This is a genomic window from Achromobacter seleniivolatilans (assembly GCF_030864005.1).
Taxonomy (GTDB): Bacteria; Pseudomonadota; Gammaproteobacteria; order Burkholderiales; family Burkholderiaceae_B; genus Achromobacter; species Achromobacter seleniivolatilans.
Window position 1 is genome coordinate 1,161,995 of sequence record NZ_CP132976.1, and the last position, 20,555, is coordinate 1,182,549.

19 protein-coding genes are annotated in these 20,555 nt (G+C 63.0%); 13 read left to right on the forward strand and 6 right to left on the reverse strand.

Annotation, left to right across the window (positions count from 1 at the left end; all coding sequences use genetic code 11):
• Positions 1–23 precede the first annotated feature (23 nt).
• Entirely contained in the window at positions 24–3,173 is a 3,150-nt protein-coding gene (locus tag RAS12_RS05160) for a multidrug efflux RND transporter permease subunit (protein ID WP_306945787.1), read from the forward strand.
• A 5-nt stretch (positions 3,174–3,178) separates the two neighbouring features.
• Positions 3,179–4,612 carry an efflux transporter outer membrane subunit gene (locus tag RAS12_RS05165; RefSeq protein ID WP_306945789.1) on the forward strand — a complete coding sequence of 478 codons (1,434 nt, stop codon included), beginning with the start codon at positions 3,179–3,181 and terminating at the stop codon, positions 4,610–4,612.
• Here RAS12_RS05165 and RAS12_RS05170 read toward each other — a convergent pair.
• Genes RAS12_RS05170 through RAS12_RS05180 form a run of 3 tightly spaced genes read right to left on the reverse strand, consistent with a single transcriptional unit; the run spans position 4,550 to position 8,839 of the window.
• A complete protein-coding gene (locus RAS12_RS05170; protein ID WP_306945791.1) occupies positions 4,550–5,809 on the reverse strand; it encodes an MFS transporter in 1,260 nt (419 codons plus the stop codon). The two genes, RAS12_RS05165 and RAS12_RS05170, sit on opposite strands and share 63 nt — an antisense overlap.
• Positions 5,806–6,834, reverse strand: a complete 1,029-nt coding sequence (locus tag RAS12_RS05175) for a class I SAM-dependent methyltransferase (RefSeq protein ID WP_306945793.1) — start codon at positions 6,832–6,834, stop codon at positions 5,806–5,808. Before RAS12_RS05175 ends, RAS12_RS05170 begins: the two co-directional genes overlap by 4 nt.
• Before the next feature lie 13 nt (positions 6,835–6,847).
• On the reverse strand, positions 6,848–8,839 hold the full coding sequence (locus tag RAS12_RS05180) for a TonB-dependent receptor (protein ID WP_306945795.1): 1,992 nt from the start codon (positions 8,837–8,839) through the stop codon (positions 6,848–6,850).
• A gap of 167 nt (positions 8,840–9,006) precedes the next feature.
• Here RAS12_RS05180 and RAS12_RS05185 point away from each other — a divergent pair, with 167 nt between their 5' ends.
• Positions 9,007–9,927, forward strand: coding sequence for a helix-turn-helix transcriptional regulator (locus RAS12_RS05185; protein ID WP_306945797.1), 921 nt, complete (start codon positions 9,007–9,009; stop codon positions 9,925–9,927).
• 11 nt (positions 9,928–9,938) lie between these two features.
• On the opposite strand, the gene RAS12_RS05190 is transcribed toward RAS12_RS05185, so the two are convergent.
• Both RAS12_RS05190 and RAS12_RS05195 read right to left on the reverse strand, forming a co-directional pair.
• Positions 9,939–11,123 carry a low temperature requirement protein A gene (locus tag RAS12_RS05190; protein WP_306945799.1) on the reverse strand — a complete coding sequence of 395 codons (1,185 nt, stop codon included), beginning with the start codon at positions 11,121–11,123 and terminating at the stop codon, positions 9,939–9,941.
• 173 nt (positions 11,124–11,296) lie between these two features.
• Positions 11,297–11,725, reverse strand: coding sequence for a VOC family protein (locus RAS12_RS05195; protein ID WP_306945801.1), 429 nt, complete (start codon positions 11,723–11,725; stop codon positions 11,297–11,299).
• A 178-nt stretch (positions 11,726–11,903) separates the two neighbouring features.
• Between RAS12_RS05195 and RAS12_RS05200 the strand changes: the two genes are divergently transcribed.
• From RAS12_RS05200 to RAS12_RS05245, 10 genes are all read left to right on the forward strand, one after another.
• Positions 11,904–12,311 (forward strand): carboxymuconolactone decarboxylase family protein, encoded by a 408-nt coding sequence (locus RAS12_RS05200; RefSeq protein WP_306945803.1) that lies wholly within the window; start codon positions 11,904–11,906, stop codon positions 12,309–12,311.
• A 9-nt stretch (positions 12,312–12,320) separates the two neighbouring features.
• Positions 12,321–12,932 carry an LON peptidase substrate-binding domain-containing protein gene (locus RAS12_RS05205; RefSeq protein ID WP_306945805.1) on the forward strand — a complete coding sequence of 204 codons (612 nt, stop codon included), beginning with the start codon at positions 12,321–12,323 and terminating at the stop codon, positions 12,930–12,932.
• A 34-nt stretch (positions 12,933–12,966) separates the two neighbouring features.
• Positions 12,967–13,878, forward strand: a complete 912-nt coding sequence (locus tag RAS12_RS05210; protein WP_306945807.1) for a ParB N-terminal domain-containing protein — start codon at positions 12,967–12,969, stop codon at positions 13,876–13,878.
• A 165-nt stretch (positions 13,879–14,043) separates the two neighbouring features.
• Complete coding sequence (locus tag RAS12_RS05215; RefSeq protein WP_306945809.1) at positions 14,044–14,724, forward strand: RraA family protein; 681 nt, start codon at positions 14,044–14,046, stop codon at positions 14,722–14,724.
• On the forward strand, positions 14,721–15,923 hold the full coding sequence (locus tag RAS12_RS05220) for an aminotransferase class I/II-fold pyridoxal phosphate-dependent enzyme (RefSeq protein WP_306945811.1): 1,203 nt from the start codon (positions 14,721–14,723) through the stop codon (positions 15,921–15,923). The genes RAS12_RS05215 and RAS12_RS05220 overlap by 4 nt, the downstream gene beginning before the upstream one ends.
• 63 nt (positions 15,924–15,986) lie before the next feature.
• Complete coding sequence (locus RAS12_RS05225; protein WP_306945813.1) at positions 15,987–16,808, forward strand: ABC transporter substrate-binding protein; 822 nt, start codon at positions 15,987–15,989, stop codon at positions 16,806–16,808.
• A 122-nt stretch (positions 16,809–16,930) separates the two neighbouring features.
• A complete protein-coding gene (locus RAS12_RS05230) occupies positions 16,931–17,620 on the forward strand; it encodes an amino acid ABC transporter permease (RefSeq protein ID WP_306945814.1) in 690 nt (229 codons plus the stop codon).
• Complete coding sequence (locus tag RAS12_RS05235) at positions 17,613–18,302, forward strand: amino acid ABC transporter permease (RefSeq protein WP_306945817.1); 690 nt, start codon at positions 17,613–17,615, stop codon at positions 18,300–18,302. The genes RAS12_RS05230 and RAS12_RS05235 overlap by 8 nt, the downstream gene beginning before the upstream one ends.
• Before the next feature lie 10 nt (positions 18,303–18,312).
• Positions 18,313–19,047 carry an amino acid ABC transporter ATP-binding protein gene (locus RAS12_RS05240; protein WP_306945820.1) on the forward strand — a complete coding sequence of 245 codons (735 nt, stop codon included), beginning with the start codon at positions 18,313–18,315 and terminating at the stop codon, positions 19,045–19,047.
• Positions 19,048–19,093: 46 nt separating this feature from the next.
• The gene (locus RAS12_RS05245; RefSeq protein ID WP_306945822.1) at positions 19,094–20,059 is read left to right on the forward strand and encodes a LysR family transcriptional regulator; all 966 of its coding nucleotides are present in this window, start codon (positions 19,094–19,096) and stop codon (positions 20,057–20,059) included.
• A 65-nt stretch (positions 20,060–20,124) separates the two neighbouring features.
• Here the strand turns inward: RAS12_RS05245 and RAS12_RS05250 are convergent, their stop codons facing one another.
• On the reverse strand, positions 20,125–20,532 hold the full coding sequence (locus tag RAS12_RS05250) for an I78 family peptidase inhibitor (RefSeq protein WP_306945824.1): 408 nt from the start codon (positions 20,530–20,532) through the stop codon (positions 20,125–20,127).
• Between the last annotated feature and the right edge of the window lie 23 nt (positions 20,533–20,555).

The following is a 20,555-nucleotide window of genomic DNA, read 5'->3' on the forward strand; positions in this document are numbered from 1 at the left end:
ACACGCATTTTCCAGGATAGAACATGTCCAAGTTTTTCATTGGCCGCCCCAATTTCGCCTGGGTGGTGGCCATCTTTATCTCGTTGGCGGGATTGCTGGCGATTCCGTCGCTGCCTGTGTCGCAGTTCCCGGTCGTGGCGCCGCCGCAGGTCACGATTGCCGCTACCTACCCGGGCGCGTCCGCCACGGTGCTGGTGGATTCGGTGACGAGCGTCATCGAAGAGGAGCTGAACGGCGCGAAGAACATGCTGTACTTCGAGTCGTCCAGCAGCTCTAGCGGCAGCGCTGAAATCACCGTGACGTTCCAGCCGGGCACCGATCCCGACCTGGCGCAGGTAGACGTCCAAAACCGCATCAAGAAGGCGGAAGCCCGTCTGCCCACTGCCGTGACGCAGCAAGGCTTGCAAGTGGAGCAGGCCAGCTCGAACTTCCTGATGATCTACGCCCTGACGTACAAGGGCGACGATACGCATAAGGATGTGGTGGGCTTGTCCGACTACGCGGCGCGGAACATCAACAACGAAATCCGGCGCCTGAATGGCGTGGGCAAAGTGCAGTTCTTTGGCGCCGAAGCGGCCATGCGGGTGTGGATTGATCCGCAGAAACTGCTGGGCGTCGGGCTGTCGGTAGCCGATGTCAACGCCGCCATTGCCGCGCAAAACGTGCAAGTGCCGGCAGGCAGTTTCGGCAGCCGCCCGGGTTCGCCCGAACAGGAATTGACTGCGACGCTGGCTGTAAAGGGCACGTTGGACAACCCTGACGAATTCGGCCAGATCGTGTTGCGCGCCAATGCCGATGGATCGGTTGTGCACCTGGCGGATGTGGCGCGGCTGGAAGTTGGCCGTCAGAGTTATGACTTTGAGACGCGCTTGAACGGCAAGAAGTCGGTGGGTGCAGCAGTGCAACTGGCCCCAGGCGCCAACGCCATCGACACGGTCAAGGCCGTCAAGGCGCGCTTGCAGGAACTGTCCGCGTCCTTCCCGGAAGACGTGGCGTTTTCCGTGCCTTTCGATACCTCGAAATTTGTCAGCGTGGCGATCACCAAGGTCGTCTATACGCTGCTTGAGGCCATGGTGCTGGTCTTTCTGGTGATGTTCCTGTTCTTGCAGAACATCCGCTACACGCTGATTCCGACCATTGTGGTGCCGGTCTGCTTGCTGGGAACGTTTGCCGTGATGTCCGTGCTGGGCTTCTCGGTGAACATGATGACCATGTTCGGGATGGTGCTGGCCATTGGCATTTTGGTGGACGACGCGATCGTGGTGGTCGAGAACGTGGAACGCATCATGGCCGAAGAGGGCTTGTCGCCACGCGACGCCACGATCAAAGCCATGCAGCAGGTGTCGGGCGCCATTGTCGGCATCACGCTGGTGCTGTCCGCCGTGTTCTTGCCGCTGGCGTTCATGAGCGGTTCCGTCGGCGTGATTTATCAGCAATTCTCGCTGTCGCTCGCGGTGTCGATTCTGTTCTCGGGTTTTCTGGCGCTGACGTTCACGCCCGCGCTGTGCGCGACGTTCCTCAAGCCCATCCCGAAAGGCCATCACGAGGAAAAGAAGGGGTTCTTTGGCGGGTTCAACCGCATGTTCAACCGCCTGACGGGCCGCTTTGAAGCGCTGAATTCGCGGCTCGTCAAACGCACCGGCCGCTACATGGTGATCTACGTGGCGATTGTGGCGGTGCTGGGCGTGTTGTATGTGCGCGTGCCGGAATCGTTTGTGCCTGCGGAAGATCAGGGTTATGTCATTGTTGACGTGCAACTGCCGCCGGGCGCAACCCATACCCGCACCGACAAGGTGGTGGCGGACGTTGAACAACATCTGATGTCGCTGGACGCCATGGGCGATGCCTTTACCGTCATGGGCTTCAGTTTCTCGGGCACGGGCCAGAACGCCGGTATCGCGTTTCCGTCTCTGAAAGATTGGTCCGAACGCGGCAAGGGCGAATCGGCAGCCGATGTAGCCAATAGCGTGAACGAGCGCTTTGCCATCATTGACGACGGTTCCATCATGGCGGTCAACCCGCCGCCTATCGATGGCTTGGGTAATTCGGGCGGTTTCGCGCTGCGCTTGCAAGACCGTGGCGGTCTGGGCCGGGCCGCGCTGACGGCCGCGCGTGATCAGTTGCTGGCCAAGGCCAACAGCTCGCCCGTCATTGCCTACGCCATGATGGAAGGTCTGGCGGATGCGCCGCAGCTGCGTCTGGATATCGACCGCCAGAAGGCCGAAGCGCTGGGCGTGGGTTTTGACACCATCAGCACGGCGATCTCGTCGGCCTATGGTTCGGCCACCGTGAACGACTTTGCCAACGCCGGCCGCTTGCAGCGGGTGGTGGTGCAGGCCGATGTGCGCGACCGGATGACGCCCGAGAGCATTTTGCTCTTGAACGTGCCGAACAAGTCGGGCGGCATGGTGCCCCTGAGCGCATTCGTCAAGACAGGCTGGGAAAACGGTCCGGTGCAGGTTTCCCGCTACAACGGTTATCCCGCCTTCAAGATTGCCGGCGACGCTATGCCAGGCAGCAGCACCGGCCAAGCGATGGCTGAGATCGAACGCATTGTGTCCGAACTGCCCAACGGTATCGGCTACGAATGGACGGGCCTGTCGTACCAGGAGAAGTTCGCGGGATCGCAAGCGCCCATGTTGTTTGCGCTGGCCTTGCTGGTGGTGTTTCTGCTGATGGTCGCCCTGTACGAAAGCTGGGCCATTCCTGCGTCGGTGATGCTGATTGTGCCGATTGGCGCATTGGGTTCGGTGTTGGCCGTGACGGTGCTGGGCATGTCCAACGACGTGTATTTCAAGGTGGGGTTGATCACCATCATCGGCCTGGCGGCAAAGAACGCGATTCTGATCGTGGAATTTGCCAAGAGCCTGCGCGAACAGGGTTACTCGCTGGCGGACGCGGCCATTGAAGCGGCCAAGCTGCGCTTCCGTCCCATTGTGATGACGTCTCTGGCCTTCATTCTGGGCGTAGTGCCGCTGGCGCTGGCGACCGGGGCGGGCGCGGCCAGCCAACGTGCGCTGGGCGTGGGCGTCATCGGCGGCATGTTGACCGCCACGCTGTTGGGCGTGATTTTTGTGCCTATCTTTTTTGTCTGGGTGTTGTCACTTGTGTCGCGCAAGCGCGATAAGGCAGCGTCTGATCCCGTGCCGGCGCCCCGCGTGGCCGAGGAGTGATTGTCATGATGCAAACTTTCTTTCCCCTTAGGCTAGGCGCCGTGGTCTTGAGCGCGGTACTGGCCGGCTGCTCGATGGCGCCCGTCTATGAACGGCCGGAGGCGCCCATTCCCGGACAGTGGAATCAGGCGGATACGGCCGCGCAGAGTGGGGCATCTGCTGCCGCCACCTTGGACTGGCAGTCCTTTGTGACCGACGAACCGTTGCGCCAATTGATAGCGCTGGCGCTGGACAATAACCGTGACCTGCGTCAGGCCGTGCTGAATATTGAAGCCGCCCGCGCGCAATACCGGATTGAACGCGCCGACCGCCTGCCGGGCATCAACGCGCAAGGCACGGGCACGCGGCAGCGGGTGCCCGGCGATTTGAGCAGCACCGGCAGCGCGGGCGTGCAAAGCAGCTATCAAGCCGGCATAGGCCTCACGGCGTTTGAGATTGATCTGTTTGGGCGCGTGCGCAGCCTGTCTGACGCGGCGCTGCAAGAGTATCTGGCTACCGAGGAAACAGCGCACAGCACACGCATCAGTCTGGTGGCCGAAGTGATCCAGGCGTATCTGGCGCGCGACAGCGCGCAGCGCCGTCTGCTGGTCACGCAACAGACCTTGGATACGCGCCTGGCCTCCTTGGAACTGATCGTCAAACGGCGTCAGGCCGGTACGGCCACAGCCCTGGATTATCAAGAGGCGCTGGGCCTGACCGAACAGGCGCGGGCAGAACGGGAACGCATGGACCGCGAAGTCCGTCAGGCCGGCAATGCGTTGGGCCTGCTGGTGGGAGTGAATGACCTGAGCCCCTATCTGCCGCAGCGCTTGGCAGAGGCGCCCGTGCTGCTGCAAGATATCGCCGCAGGCGCGCCGTCCGATTTACTCGAGCGCCGCCCTGACATACTTGCCGCCGAGCATCAGCTGCGGTCGCGCAATGCCAGCATCGGCGCCGCGCGGGCGGCGTTCTTTCCCAGCATCTCGCTGACAGGGCTGTTCGGCAGTTCCAGCGCAGACCTTTCCAATCTGTTCGACGGAGGCCAGCGCGCCTGGTCGTTCACGCCGCAAATCACGCTGCCGATCTTCGCTGGCGGGCGCAACATGGCCAATCTGGATCTGGCCACGGTGCGCAAGGATATCGCGGTGGCGCAATACGAAAAAACCATCCAGACAGCCTTCAAGGAAGTGTCCGACGCGTTGGCCGCCACGGACACCTTGCGCCGCGAAGAAGCGTCGCGCCGCGCGCTGGCGGAGTCCAGCCTGGAAGCGATGCGCCTGTCGGAAGCGCGCTACCGCGGCGGGGTGGACAGCCATCTGCGCTACTTGGATGCGCAGCGCAGCGCGTTCACGGATCAGCTCAGCTACATCGAGGTCAGCACGCAGCGCCAAGTGGCGTTAGCCACCTTGTTCAAAGCGCTGGGCGGCGGCTGGCCGGGTGTGCAGCCGGTGGCGCAATAGCGATCCGGCAGAACGCAAGGCCAGCAGCAACACACCTGCCGATGCGGCGGCCAAGGCAGCGAGCATCCAGGCCGGGCCTGCCGCGTCCAGCAGCAGGCCCGCGGCCAGGGGCGCCAGAATGCGGGTGAACGAGAACACGCTGGACTGAATGCCATAGTCCAACGCCTGCAAGCCGGGCCGCGTGTGCGACATCATCAGGCTGAAGGCCAGCGCCGCCGTGGCGCCCATGGCGGCGGCAATTGCCATGGCGCAGCCGATCAATACGGACGGCGGCGCCTGTAGCCAGACGGCGATCGCCAAGCTTAATAGCGATGCGCAGCCGGCCGCTGCGTGCAGCGGTACGGTGACGGCCACGCGCAGGCGTTTGCTGCCGCGTGCGGACAAGGCGCTGGCGGCTGCGCCCACGGCGCCGCCTGCCACGCCGACCAGCCACGCTACGCGTTCAGGCGCCATGCCCTGATCCAGCAGCAAGGGCTTCAGGTAGAACCAGCCCGACCCGATAAACGGAAACAGCAGCGCCAGCAGCGGCAGCCAGCTGCGCGTGCTGTCTTCGTGAAAGTACGCCAGCAGCCGGGCAGGCGCCTGCTTGTCATGGCTGCCGGTGGCACGCACGCCATCCTGGTCTTCTTGCACGCAAAGCGTGAGCGCTGCGCCCAGCGCCAGCGCGGCGGCCATGATGATGAAAGGCGCTTGCCAGCCCCACCGCGCCTGCGCCACCAGCATCAACCCGCCGCCCACGATAGCGCCCAGGCACAAAGCCATCGACCGGATGCCGCCAGCCCAGGCACGGCTGGATGCCGGAAGCACGCGGATAGCCAATGCGTTGACGGGCACATCCGCCCAGGTGCCCGCCAATGCCGCTGCCGTAGCCAGCGTGAACAGCACTCGCTTGTCGCCCAAGAGATCGCGCCAGCCCAGCGCGCATAGCACTGCGGCATATGCCAACAGCAATCCGACTGCCCAGCCGCGATAGGCGCCGCGTTCCGCGCCACGACGGTCCAGCGGCATGGCAAACAGAAACTTGAATACGGTGGGCAGGCTGGCCAGCTGGAACAGGCCGATGGCCGTGCCAGACCAGCCATGCTGGCGCAGCACCAGGGGCAGGCCCAGCCATAAATAGACGCCCGGCGCGGTCAACGCCAGGTTGAGCCAGCCAAACAATGCCTGCCGGCATCCGTTGCGCAAGGCGGGGCTCATGCCGGGGCCTTGCGGGCGGTCAGCACGTGTACCGGCGCCATGGGGAAGCGGTCAGAGTCAAAGCCGCGCACGTCGGCGTAGCCCGCGTCCAGCAACGCTTGGTGCAATTCACCGGCCCGGGTGACGCGCCTGCCCAGCAGCATCATCGGCAGGTAGTAGGGCATCACGCGCGCGGCGGCGCGCGCATCGGCGGGAATTTCCGCATGCGCCATGACCAATTGGCCGCCGGGGGCCAGCGCGTCATACATCTTGCGCAGGGTGGCGCAGGCGTCCGGCAGAAAGTGCAGCACGGACGAGCACCAGATCAGGTCATAACCCTGGCCGATGGAATCCGCAGCCAAATCACCGCCTATCACTGTCATGCGGTCTGACAGACCGGCCAGCGCGATATTCTCCTGAGCCACCGCAGCGGTCTCGGGCCAGTCGAACACCACGCCTGTAGCGCCAGGGCGGCACTGCACCAGATCGATACCGATCAGGCCCGGGCCGCCGCCCAGATCCAGAATGCGCCGCGCCTGATCCGCCCCGGGCACGCAGGCGATGGCATGGCGCGCGGCCGCGACCGCGATGGCGCGCTGCTCCTGGCCGATCTGCACGCGCGCGGCATTGGCCCAGCCCGTGGCGTTGGTTTGCACATAAGGTTCGATGGGCGGACCATCCAGATTCAGTTGATCGCCCAGCTGCTCACTGAAATGCGCCAGCGCACGGCGCCGGTAGCGCCATGCGTCCGCGCAATAGTTGGGTTGGCCTTGGCAAAAATACTGATGCGCTTGCGCTTGGCATAGGTACTGCACGGGGTCGCCGTCAATGCGGTGCAGCACGTCCAGACTCCACAGCATGTCCAGCAAATGCGCAGTCTGCGCCGGGCGCAGGCGCAGCTCGGCGGAAACGTGTTCAGCGCTGGCGGGTTCGGTCAAGAGATCCAGCATGCCTAGCTCTAAAGCGGCATCCAAGGCGGCAGCCTGGATGGAGGCGGCCGCCAGGGTCCAGTAGCGCTGCATGGGATGAGAGTGATCAATATGCACAATAGGTCCTTTGTTAGATGCGCCAGGTAAAGCGCAGGCCGGCTTCGCGCGGCGGGCTGTAGACGGTGACGATGCCGTTTTGGTAGCCAACCGCGTCGTAGCGGCGATTGGCCAGGTTGTTGACGTAGGCAGATATTTCGACTTGGCGCACCGTGACGCCGGCCGCCAGATTGATCAGGCCGTAGCCGTTGCGGCGATACCGGTTGGCGGCGTCCAGGTAGACGCTGCCGGTGCCGGTCAAGGACGCCTGCGCGTACCAGCCAGCGGGGGCGTCGTAGCGGGCGCTTAAATAGCCATTGATGCGGGGCGCAAACGGGTTCTGGTTGCCGCTGTAATCTGCGGAGCCGTCCATAAAGCTGGAAAAACGCGTGCGGTTCAAGCCCAATCCGGCCTGCATCGACCAGCCATCGCCCAGCAGATATTCCAGTTCGAATTCCGCGCCGATAGACCGGGCCGACGCCGCATTGGTGACGTACACCAAGCCGGGTAGCGGCATTTGTTGCACCTGCATGTTCTTGACGGTCATGACGTAGAACGCGCTGGAATAACGCAGGCGGTTGCCGGCCAACCAGCCTTTAGCGCCGATCTCGTACGAGCGCAGCGTCTCGGGTTGATAGGCGGCGTAGTTGGCGGCGGGTGAGAACACGTTGAAGCCGCCTGCACGGAAGCCATCGGACACCGACGCGTAAACCTGCTGACGCGGCGCAAAGGCGTATTGCACAGCCAAACGCGGCGTCACGCGGGTCCAATCGGCGCGGCGTTGCGAGTCGCCTTGCGGCCGGAAGCGGATCTGATCGCGTTCGACGCGCGCACCGGCTTCGACCGTCCAACGTTCGGCCAGCGGCACGGTCCAGTGGGTGAAGGCGGCGGTGGAGTTGCCCCGCAGATTGACCACGCTTTCAGTCAGACCCCGCGGCATCTTCTGCGTGTTGATCAGATCGTGATCGTCGCCGTCGGCATACAGGCCCACAAGCCAGTGCGCGCGCTTCCAATCGCCTTCCAGACGAAGCTCCTGCGACAAATTGCTGAAATGATGGTCGCGTGCGATATGGAGCAGATCGGCCGGCAAAAAATCAGTGTCTTGCTGAACACGGTCGCGGAAGTCGTTCCAGGCGGTGACGGACGACAGACGCAGTCCAGAGTCGAAGTCATGCTGCACGGCCAGCGACGCGCTGCGGCCGATCGAGTGGTTCCAGCTGGGCGTGCCGGACGCAACGGTCGCGCGCGGAGCGCTTGGTGAACCCCAAAGCGCCGCGCCATCGCGGTAATCCACTTGCGAATAGCGCAAGGTGGCGTCGGTGCTGGCTGACGGTGTCCAGCGCAGCGCCAGCTTGCCGTTGCGCAACTCGCGGTCGTCTTCGCGCTTGCCGGTATAGGTGTTGTCGATAAAACCGTTCTGGCTGCGCCATGCGCCGGCAACGCTGGCGTACAGCCGGTCTTCGACCAGCGGGCCGCTCAGGTCAAAACGCGTCACGCGCAAATCGCGGCTGCCGATTTCGGCGGAGACCTGGCCGCGCAAGGTGTTGTCGGGCTGCCGGGTGTGGATATTGATGACGCCCGCTTCGGCATTTCGGCCATACAGCGTGGATTGCGGGCCGCGCAGCACTTCTACCCGGTCAATCGCCAGCATCTGGTTGTCGTAACCCTGCGCGGTCAATGTCGGCACGCCGTCTACGACCAGCAGCGTAGAGGTTGAGAACGAAAAGAAATTGGCCGACAGGCCCCGCATGACGGGGGAGTTGACGCCCGCCTGGCCAAAGGGCTGGAAGCTCAGGCCCGGCGTTATGGTCTGTAGCGCTTCAACGTTCTGAATACCTTGTGATTCCAGCATGTCGCCATCAAAGACGGACAGGCTGGCGGGCACGGATTCCAGCACGCGCTCCTGCTTGTCGGCAGTGACGGTAATGGCGGGCAGCTCGGCAGGCGGCTGGGCGAACACGTCGGGCGCGCAGGTCAGGCAGACCAGCGCCCAGGCGATGGGCGTAAGAGGGGGGTGCGGGATCATCGGGGTTCCTGTGCGTGCATCCGCGGCCGCTGTCCTTGCGCAGCCGTCCCGACGATGGTATTTCTTTATGCGAACGACTATCATTAACGTTTGTATGCGATTCGGATTTATCCGTATGCAAATCGGCGGCGTTCGCATCCCGCAGTGCGCCAGCCAAGGAAAGCCCCATGTTCATGCGTGTTTCGTCCCTGCTTGCCCAGCCTGGCCATAGCCCCCGTCCGGGATGGCGGCGCCATGCCTTGCCGCAGGAGCTGGGCCTTTGCTATGCAGACCGCATGGATCTGGATGACGGCCTGACGCTGGTGCATTCGCAGTACACGCCGGTGCGGGACCTGATCGAAGAAAATGCGGCGGGCTACGGCGCACGCACGCTGGTGATCACGTTGGCGATGCAGGGCATGTCCGCCTATCAAGGCGCGGACGGCTCCGAACTGGATTTCCGGGGCGGTCATACGACGGTGACCGCCTTTCAGCGCAGCCAGGGCGAACGACGCTATCTGGGCGGCGCGACGGTGTCGCAATTGCGCTTGCTGGTGGGCGAACAGGTATTACGCCGTTATGCCGGCGATGAGCGGGCCGAAAGCCTGCTGGGCGAGGGCGGTTTGCGGCGTCTGTCCCAACGCAAGACCAGCGCTGAACTCAGCGCGGCTGCGGTGGAACTGGCGGCGGGCGGTGATCCGCTGGACGCGCATATCCGCGCATTGACCTTGTTGGCCCGTCAATTGCGCGGCCTGGGGCCCGCGCCTGAGCCAGGCCGGCTCAGTCAGACCGACATCGCGCGGCTGGAAGCCGCACGCGCCTTGATGCAGGAACAGATGGACCGGGATCTGACCGTGCAGTATCTGTGTCTGGCCACGGGCTTGAACGAGTTCAAACTGAAAGAAGGATTCCGCACGCTATATGGCAATAGCCCGCACAGGCTGCTGACCGAGCTGCGTATGCGCCGCGCGTGGGAACTGCTGGAAACGGGTTGCCAGGTAGCCCAGGCCGCGTATTGCGTGGGCTATCGGCACCCGGCTAATTTCAGCGCGGCTTTCACGCGCTTTCATGGCCGTACGCCCAAGTCGGTTTTCGGCAAGCGGCGGTAGCCGCGCGGCGGTCAGAGCGCGGCGCGCGCTTGCGCCGCCGATCGCCGCGACACGCTTTCCCAGACCGCAACCACGATCATGATCAAGGTGGTCAGGCCGCCCACCATCAAGTTGTCAGTCACATACGACACGGGCGCCAGCACCGCCAGCAACACCAGCCCGACCACGTGAGACAGCGGGAAGCGGGCGTACACCACGGCCTTGTAGATGCCATTGCCCAGCAGATACAGCGCCGGGCCGCCGATCAGCGCCGCAGCAGCGGGCGTGGCGATGCGGCCGTCGGGGTGCAGAATGACCAGTTCATTGGCCACCGCCGACACAATCACGCCCGCAATCAAAATCACATGCACATAGTGAAAATAGGCGCCGATGCGGCCTGGGTCCGAGGAATGCACGATGGCCTCGCTACCGTCTTTGCTGCTGGTATCGAAGTACACCCACCACATCGCCGCAGTGCCCAGAAACGCCACCAGCAGGGCGATCAGCGTGGGGGCGTCCCAGTGGGTATGTTCGCCCAGCGTCGCGCCAGTGATCAGCAGCGTTTCGCCCAGCGCCACGATCACGAACAATTGGCACCGTTCGGCCAGATGGCCGCCTTCTATCGTCCAGTCGCTGGTGCGTGAGCGGCCCAGCCCCGGTAAGCGAAAGCCGATCATCGGGGAAATGTATTCGCAGGCCACGGCCAGAATCCACAAAACCAGCCGGACATCGCCCGAGGCCAGCCCGCCCGCAATCCACAACACCGCCGATATCGAAAGCCAGCCCAGCATGCGCTGAAAATTGTCGGCCAGCGGGTGTTTGGACCCCAGGTGCAGCACGATGAACACGGTGCGCCCGACCTGGATCAGCACGTAGCAGATGGCAAATATCAAGCCGTTGGCGCCGAACGCATCAGGCAGCACGGCGGCGGCGATCAAGCCCACGAGCATGACGCCGAACAACATGATCCGCATGGGCAGCGCGTCGGGATCAAACCAGTTCGTCACCCAGCAGGTGTATTGCCAGCCCAGCCAAACGGCAAACCACAACACCAGTGTGTGTACGGCACCCATCAACGTCAGGTCATGCAGCAGGCTGTGTGACAGCTGCGTCACCGCAAACACGTAGACCAAGTCAAAGAAAAGTTCGACATAGGTGACACGGGCTTCGTGGCCGTCCCGATGACGAAGCAGATTGGCGCTGGCAAGAAAGGTCATGGCGGGCGCTTCCTGTGGGTGAGGGGCGCAGCCAGATTACTGCAAGGGCCGGGTAGACAACTGCAAATAATTCAAAAGCCGGGCAGGGCGTCGCGCAGGCGCTACGTCAGGCATGACCTTGAGGCAGGGCGTCACGCAGGCGCTACGTCAGGCATGACCTGGATTCAGCGCCGTCAGTGGGTGCTGCGGCCGCCGCTGATCATCCAGCGCGTGCCAAAGCGGTCAATCAACGCCCCATACGCTTCCGCCCAGAATGTCTTTTGCAGCGGCATCGTTACACTGCCGCCTTCGCCCAATTGCTCGAAAACCCGGTGCGCATCGGACACCGTCGGAAAGACCAGCGACAAGGCCACGCCTTGTTTGCCGGGATAGGGGTGGCCAACAGTCGCGTCGCTGCCCATCAGCGTCTGTTCGTCCAGCCCCAGGCGCGCATACATGATGCGCTCGGCGTCTTCTGCGGATAGCGTTGGCATGGCGGCGTCCGGCGGCGCGTCGGCGTATCGGATCATGGCTTCCAGCTGGCCGCCCAGCACGCGTTCGTAAAAGCGCATGGCATCGGCGCAATTGCCGTCAAAGCTGAGATAGGCGGATAGTTGGGGCATGATGTCTCCGTGGATGGCACTTGCCGGCGCCGCCGCCGAACTATGATGGAAGGCTGCATGGCCGCCGGGCATAGGGCCGGTGACGCAAATTCATCATAGGGCAGGCGCGGCCGTCTGGGTACGATACCCAGGTGACGAGATTTTTCGGCGCATACGCGCAATAACCAGAGATACAGGCATGAGCACGGTCAAATTGTTATCAGATGACGATGTCCGGAAAAGCCCCGAGGCGTGGGCCGTGTTCGAGGACATCCGGGCGACGCGCCAATCAGATTTCGTCAACAACTTCTGGCGTGCGCTGGCCAACGATCCACCGCAACTGCTGCGCGTCTGGACGCAGTTGAAGCAGGTCATGATGGCCGAGGGCGAACTGTCGCCCCTGGTGCGCGAAATGATTTACATCGCCGTATCCACGGCCAACGGATGCACGTACTGCATTCATTCCCACACCGCCGCCGCGAAGGCTAAGGGCATGACGGATGGCCAGCATGCAGAGCTGCTGTCTGTCATAGGCATGGCGGCGCAAACCAATGCGATGGTGACGGCCATGCAGGTGCCAGTGGACGCCGCTTTCGACGTCACCTAGGAGGCCGCCATGGCGCTGATCCCGCTGTTTCCCTTGTCCAATACGCTGTTTCCCGCCGGCGTGCTGCACCTGCGTATATTCGAGGTGCGCTACCTGGATATGATCCGCCGTTGCATTGCGGATGGCAGCGAGTTTGGCGTCGTGGGTTTGCTGGCAGGTAACGAGGTCCGTTCGCCCGAAGGGGTCGAGACCCTGTCGCCCGTAGGCACGATGGCGCGTATCGACACTTGGGACGCGCCCATGCCCGCATTGCTGGAGGTGCGCTGCCTGGGCACAAGCCGATTCCGGCTGATTTCCAGCGAGGTGGCAAAATACGGTCTTTGGATGGGCCGGACCGAGCCCATCGCCGACGACCCGCCCACGCCCGTGCCAAGTGCCATGCAGGCCAGCGCAGATGCACTGGGCCGACTGGTGGCCCAATGGCAGCAAGAGGGCGTGCCCCCCGAGCGGATGCCCGTGGCGCCGCCATACCGGCTGGATGATTGCGGCTGGGTGGCGGATCGCTGGTGTGAACTGCTGCCGCTGCCTGCGGACGACAAGGCCCGTTTGTTGGGCCTGACCGACCCCGTGGCGCGGCTGGCTTCCATTCAAGATTTGCTTCGCGGCCTTGGATTGGCGTAGCGCGGCGTTGGCAAGAACTGTACTTTTGGACACCATGGATATCAGGATTGACGAGGGCCTGCGCGCCTATATAGACCCTTTGACCGAAGACGAACACGAGGCGCTGGAGCGCAGCCTGCTGGACGAGGGCTGCCGCGATGCGCTGGTGTTGTGGGGCGATCTGCTGGTTGATGGACACAACCGCTACGCCATCTGCAAGAAGCACGGCATTGAATTCCAAACCCGGCAGAACACCGCATTCAAGTCGATGGCGGACGTGCATCTATGGATGATTGAAAACCATCTGGGCCGGCGCAGCGTATCGGACTTCCAGCGGGGCGTGCTGGCGCTGCGCAAGAAAGAGATTCTGCTGGCACGCGCCGTGCCGCCCGAAGGGGCGGCCGGCTCGTCGTCAGACGCGTCCTCCGGCGCAGCATCGTCCGAAGAATCGTCCGACGGATCGCCTCCCTGGGACGAAGACGCGCCGGGCGCCCCTGGCGCGCATGTGCAGCCGCCGACGATCCAATGGACGCCGCCCGTCCCCAGCCGTCAGGCGTTGGCGCGTGCGGCGCGGATCAGCAGCAGCACGCTGGGTCAGATTGAAAAAATCCAGAAGGACGCCGCGCCGGAATTGGTGCGGGCGGTAAAAGAGGGCGCAATCTCGATCAATGCCGCCGCTGCAGTCGCCTCCTTGCCCGCCGAGCGTCAGGCTGCGGCCGTCGCTGGCGGCAAGAAAGAGCTGCAACAGGCCGCGCGCGAGGTGCGCCAGGCCAAGGCGCCGCCGCCACGTGAAACCCCGCCCGAGGAGCCCATCGAGAACATCGAGGATCTGCCCGGCGAGGTCGCCCGCCTGCGAGGTTTGCTGACCAAGCTGACCGACGAACGCGATCAGTTAAAGAAGAAAGTCATGCACCTGACGGTGGCTTTGTCCGAAGCGCGCAACGCCACCGGCGCGGGTGACGATTGACTCCGTGACCTAGGGTAATCACGAATAAGGGATTACCCTAAACCGCAATATGTACGAATTAAATTCCTGAATCGCCGGGAATTTATATCGTTTTGAAGAAAGGCATGCCGGGCTTTGTAATGCATGTTCGCTTAATCGCTTCACGCATTTACCCCTGGCTTGCTTATGAACCCCATCGGATTTCGCATACTTTCCCGGCCCGCTCCGGCCGTCGCCGCTGACGTGCTGGCAGGCTTTGCCAGCATCGGCTCGGCCCAGATCAGCGACTGCATGAATCGCCTGTACGGCGTGTCGGGCCTGCGCCCGCTGCATGGCGGCACGCGCCGCACGGTTGGCCTGGCGCTCACCGTCAAGACTCGTCCTGGCGATAACCTGATGATCCACAAAGCGATTTCGCTGGGTGGAGCAGGCGACGTGATCGTGGTGGATGGCGCTGGCGACAGCAGCAACGCGCTGGTCGGCGAACTGATGATGATGGACGCGCAATCGCGCGGCATTGAAGGGTTTGTCATTGATGGCGCCGTGCGCGATCTGGATGTTTTTGCCCAGGGCGAATTCGGCTGCTTTGCGCGCGCTGTGTCGCACAAAGGCCCCTACAAGGACGGCCCCGGTGAAATCAACGTGCCCGTGTCCGTGGGCGGCCAAGTGGTCAACCCGGGCGACGTGGTGGTGGGCGACGCTGATGGCGTGGTGGTGATTCCCGCGGAACACGCCGCTGCCGTGCTGGCGCTGGCCCTGAAGAAAGAAGCCGACGAAGCCGTGGCCAAGGAAAAGCTGCGCGCAGGCACCTACACCAAGCCGTGGCTGGACAAGACCATCGCTGAAAAAACGGGAGCCGCCAAATGAGCATCGTTGCCGACCGCATCAAGCGCATCAAGCTGTCGCCCAGCGTTGCCGCGCGCGCCATCATCGCCGAACTGCGCGAGCAGGGCCGCCGCATTATCGACCTGACCATTGGCGAGCCGGATTTTTCCACGCCTGAGCACATCCGCCAGGCCGCGACCGCCGCGATGAACCGCGGTGAAACCAAGTATCCGCCGGCCCAGGGCACCGTTGCCTTGCGCAAGGCCGCCCGCGCTCACCTGCTGGAAGCGACCGGCGTGGACTATCCCGTCTCGCAGATCATTGTCAGCACGGGCGCCAAACAGGTGATTTTCAATGGCCTGGCCGCGACGCTGAACGACGGCGATGAAGTGCTGATCCCCGCGCCGTTCTGGGTGTCGTACCCGGACATGGTGCTGGTCAATGGCGGCGTGCCGGTAGCTGTTGAAACCTCGCCCGCCACAGATTACAAAGTCACCCCCGACGCGCTGGAACGCGCCATCACGCCGCGCACCAAATGGCTGATGATGAACGCGCCCAGCAATCCCACGGGCTCGGTCTATACCGCCGAAGAGCTGCGCGGCCTGACCGACGTGCTCAAGCGTCATCCGCACGTGTGGCTGATGACCGACGACATCTACGCGCGCCTGAACTTTACCGGCGAGCCGACCGTGCATCCCTTGCAGGTGGCGCCTGAACTGGCTGCCCGCTCGCTGGTGATCAACGGCGTGTCCAAAGCGTATGCGATGACGGGCTGGCGTATTGGCTACGGCGCGGGTCCGGACGAACTGATCAAGGCGATGGCGATCCTGCAATCGCAAAGCACGTCCGGCGCTTCCTCCGTCAGCCAGGCGGCCGCACTGGAAGCCTTGTCGGGTCCGCAGGATTGCGTGGCTGAATTTGCCAAGGTTTTTCAGGCTCGCCGCGATCTGGCGATTGCCGAGCTGTCCGGCGCGCCGGGCCTGGCTATCGTTGTGCCGCAAGGCGCCTTCTATGTGTTTCCCGATTGTTCGGGTCTGCTGGGCAAGAAGACGCCAGCTGGCGACGTGATCGCCACCGACACCGACCTGACCCACTATCTGCTGCGCGAAGCGGGCGTTGCTGTCATTGATGGCCACGCTTACGGCGCGCCTGGCACGTTCCGGCTGTCGTTTGCAGCGTCTTTGGACGATATCAAGCAGGGTTGCTCTGCCATTCGCGAGGCATGCGCCAAGCTGGCTTGACGCCACGCCGCGCATCCCGGTTTTCATTACGACCACCACATAACCAAACAAGGGGAATCAACCATGAAACGCCACTCTCTTTACGCAGCCTGCCTGGGCCTGGCATTCCTGACGCTGGGCGGCGCCGCCCAGGCCGATCAGGTCGATGACATCAAGGCGCGCGGCGAGCTGATCTGCGGCACGCTGGGCACCTCGCAGCCGTTCAGCTTCCAGGACGGCGCCACGCGCCAGCTGGTGGGCTACGACGTGGATGTTTGCAAACTGGTGGCCGACAAGCTGGGCGTCAAGGTCAACTACAAGCTGTTGTCGGTGGCGGCCCGCGTGCCGGAACTGAACGAAGGCCGCGTAGACATCCTGGCCGCCAACCTGGGTTATTCCCCGGACCGCGCGCAACAGATCTCCTTCAGCCATGCCTATTACGTCAGCCCGCAAAAGCTGCTGGTGCGCAAGGACTCGGGCCTGGACAGCGTGGAAGCGCTGAACGGCCGCCGTATCGGCGCCACCAAGGGGTCCAGTTCGGAACGCGAGATCAAGCGCATTCTGGACAAGTCCCAGGTGATTGGTTATGGCGACAGCTCGGCGACCTATCTGGCCTTGCAGCAAAAGAAGGTGGACGCGCAATTCGCCTCGGAACTGGTGCTGGCGCGTCTGGTGCTGCAAAGCCCTCCCACGGCGCCCGTCAGCGTGATCGCCAAGTCGGTGTTTGACGAGCCTTGGGGCCTGGGCGTGCGCAAGTCTGAACCGCGTTTTCTGGAAACGGTGAATCAGGCGCTGGACGAAGCGGAAACCTCGGGCGCGGCCTCCAAGTTGTTTGATAAGTGGTTTGGTCCTGAAACCCCGTACAAGCTGGAACGCGGCTTCAAGATCGGCCCCATCGCGGGCTGACGCCAGGGACCCCAGCGCGGCCTGCACGTCTCTCGTCACGGTTTCCGTCGCCTTATCAGGCGGCTTGTCGGAAACCGTGACGTTTGGCGTGGGCCGCGAGATTGCCGGAGATTGACTGATTTATGAGCCTACTTGACGCTTCCCAATACCAGCTGCTGCTCAGCGGCATGGTGGTCACCTTGCAACTGTTCCTGGTTGCCTGGGTACTGGCCTTTACCATCGCGGTGACGCTGGTGGTAGTGCGCGCCACCAATGTGACGGCGTGCCGCTGGGTGGTTGACGCCTACGTGGAATATCACCGCAATGTGCCCTTGCTGGTGCAGGTGTTGTTCTGGTATTTCGGTATGCCCGAACTGCTGCCGGAGGGCGTGCGTCTGTGGTTGTACGACCATAACGCCGAGATGTCGCTGGCGGCCATCGCGCTGGGGCTGGGCTCGGCCGCCTATATCGCAGAAGACATCCGCAGCGGTCTGCGCGCCATACCGGGCACGCAGTTTGAAGCCGCCCGAGCTCTGGGCGCCAGCTACCTGCAATGCATGCGATTCGTGATCGTGCCGCAAGCGCTGCGCATTTCCATTCCACCGCTGGTTGGCCGCGCGCTGCTGCTGTTCAAGAACACCAGCGTCGCCATGGCGATTGGCGTCATGGAGTTGACGTATCAGGCGCGTGAGATCGAAAACGAAACCTATCGTACCTTTGCCACCTTTGGCGCCGCGACGATCATGTACCTGCTGGGATCGTTCCTGATCATGGCGCTCGGATCGCGCATCTACGCCCGTTATCGTCTGAATCGCGGAGGCCACGGTGCTTGATCTGCTAATGCAATACTGGCCGACGCTGCTGGTCGGCCAATACCCGAATGGCCCGCTGGGCGGCCTGGCGCTGACGCTGATTCTGGCCGCTTTGGGCCTGGCCATGTCCATGCCGCTGGCGCTGTTGATCGCATTGGCTCGCGTCAGCCCGTTTGGTTGGTTGCGCGTGGCCAGCAAGGCGCTGGTCAACGTGGTGCGCGGCATGCCGCTGCTGATGCTGATCTTCTGGGCGTATTTTGTGGTGCCCAAGCTGACTGGCCAGGTGGTGAGCGGCTTCTGGACGCTGATCTTTGCGTTGGTGGTCTATGAAAGCGCGTATCTGTCGGAAGTGATCCGCTCTGGAATTGAAGCGGTGCCGCGCGGCCAGATCGAGGCGTCGCGTTCGCTGGGCGTGGGGTACTGGACGACGATGCGCAAAGTGGTGCTGCCGCAAGCGCTGTTTAACGTGCTGCCCAGCATGACCAGCCAATTCGTCTCGACCGTCAAGGAAACGTCGCTGGGTTATGTGATCAGCGTGAACGAACTGACTTTTGCGGCCAATCAGGTCAACAACCTTGTGCTGACTCAGCCGCTGCAGGTGTTCGGCATTCTGGCCATTATCTATTTCCTGGTGTGCTTCAGCCTGAGCCGCAGCTTGAGCTGGCTGGACCTGCGTATCCGCCGCTCGCGCGCCATGGCTTAAAGGAACAAACATGATCAAGCTTGAAAAAGTGAACAAGTGGTACGGCACGCATCATGTGCTGAAAGATGTGGACCTGTCGGTGGCGCGTGGTGAGGTGCTGGTGGTGTGCGGCCCGTCGGGCTCGGGCAAGTCCACCATGATCCGCACCATCAACCGGCTGGAACCCATTGAGAAAGGCCGCATCCTGATCGACGGCGCGGACATCTACGCCAAGGGCGCCAACCTGAACGCGCTGCGCCAGAAGATCGGTTTTGTGTTTCAGCAGTTCAATCTTTTCCCGCACATGAGCGTGCTGGAAAACGTGATCTTTGCGCCCGTCAACATCCGCAAGCAGCCGCGCAAGCAATCGATCGATCTGGCCCGCACGTTGCTGGAACGCGTGGGCCTGGAACACAAGATCGACGCGTATCCGGGTTCGCTGTCCGGCGGCCAGCAGCAACGCGTGGCGATTGCACGGGCGTTGGCCCTGCAACCGCCCGTGATGCTGTTTGACGAGCCCACCAGCGCGCTGGACCCCGAGATGGTGGGCGAGGTGCTGCAAGTGATGAAGGGCCTGGCCAAAGACGGTATGACGATGGTGTGCGTGACCCACGAAATGGGTTTTGCGCGCGACGTCTGCGACCGGGTGGTGTTCATGGACGGCGGCGAGATCCTGGAAATGGATACGCCCGAGCGTTTCTTCAGCGCACCGTCTCATCCGCGCGCGCAGCGCTTCCTGGCAGATATCCTGCATCCGCGCGGCTAAGGCCCTGCGCGGGCAGCGCGGCGGCGATGTTAAGGTGAGGGTTTCCATGCGTTTCGCATCGACCGCCGCGATGTATACCCTTAAACAGCTAGAAGCTTTTTACTGGAGCTCCGAACTTGGCAGCTTCAGCGCATCGTCCCGCAAATTGCACACCACCCAGTCCGCCGTGGCCAAGCGCGTGGGCGAACTTGAGGCCTTTGCCGGCGCTCCGCTTTTTGAACGGCGCGCCAAGAAACTGCTGATGACTCCGCAGGGGCGCAAGCTGTTTGAACTGGCGCGTGAAATGCTGGACCTGAACAGCCGCATCGTGCAGAACATGGCCGATCCGGCCAGTTTTGAAGGCGTGCTGCGGCTGGGCGTGACGGAATTGGTTGGCATGACCTGGCTGGCGCGTCTGATCAATCAGATCAGCCAGCAGTACCCCCGCGTGCAGCTCATGCCCGAAATTGACGGCGGCATCACGCTGTACGAACGGCTGGAGCAGGATGAGCTGGATCTGGCCATCATGCCCGGCCCGTTCTGGAGCTATCAGTACGACTGCACCCATCTGGGCGGGGTGACCAATGTGTGGATGGCCAGCCCTGCGCTGGACATCGATTTTTCTGCCCGCCTGACGCCTCAGGATCTGGCGCCGTATCCCGTCATTTCACAACCCACCAATTCAGCGTTGTCGCATCTGTATGACGCCTGGTTTGCCGAACAAGGATTGCCGGTCAAACGCGTGCTGACGTGCAACAGCCTGGGCATGATGGCGCAGTTGACGATGTTGGGCTTGGGTATCAGTTACCTGCCGGGCGCGTACTTCGCGCCGCTGGTGGAGCGGGGCGCATTGAGCCAATTGAATGTGCAGCCGGACCTGCCGACCATCAATTACTACGCGGTGCACAAGAAAAATATCGTCAACCCGATTGTGTCCCGGGTGATCGATATTGCGCGCGAGGAATGCGCGTTTGAAGTGGCTGGGGCATTTCTGCCCCATGTGCCGCCGGCGGCTGCGCCGCGCCAGTGCTGAAGCGGTATTCAGCCGGGGCCGGGCGCGGTGCCGGTCCCCGGGGGCAAGGTTGGCTTGCGGACCGATCAGCCGCAGCGAATGGCCGTCATGATGTCTTTGTCGTCGACGATCAGATTCAGGCGGGTCGCGTTGTATTCCATGGTGACCAGCTGGCCGGGACGCAGGATGCGGGCGGTGGTGCTGCCGCTGCGCGAGCGCAGATCTTCCATGACGGATTGCGTGGCCTTTTGGCCAATCTGCGATTGCAGCGGGCCGGCATCGCACGTTTTGCCGCTGGTCGCGCCGGGCATGGACGACGATGACGACGAGCCATAGGACGATCCCCCGGACGAGCCGGACGAAGAGCCGGAATCGGCCGACGAGGATGCGCTTGAGGAGCTGGAGGCTGCCGGCGCACGCGACGACGAGGTGCCCGTATTGGCGCACGCGGTCAGGCTGGCAACCAGTAGGAAGGGGATCAGCTTGCGGATCATGTATAGCTCCTTACAACTACGCG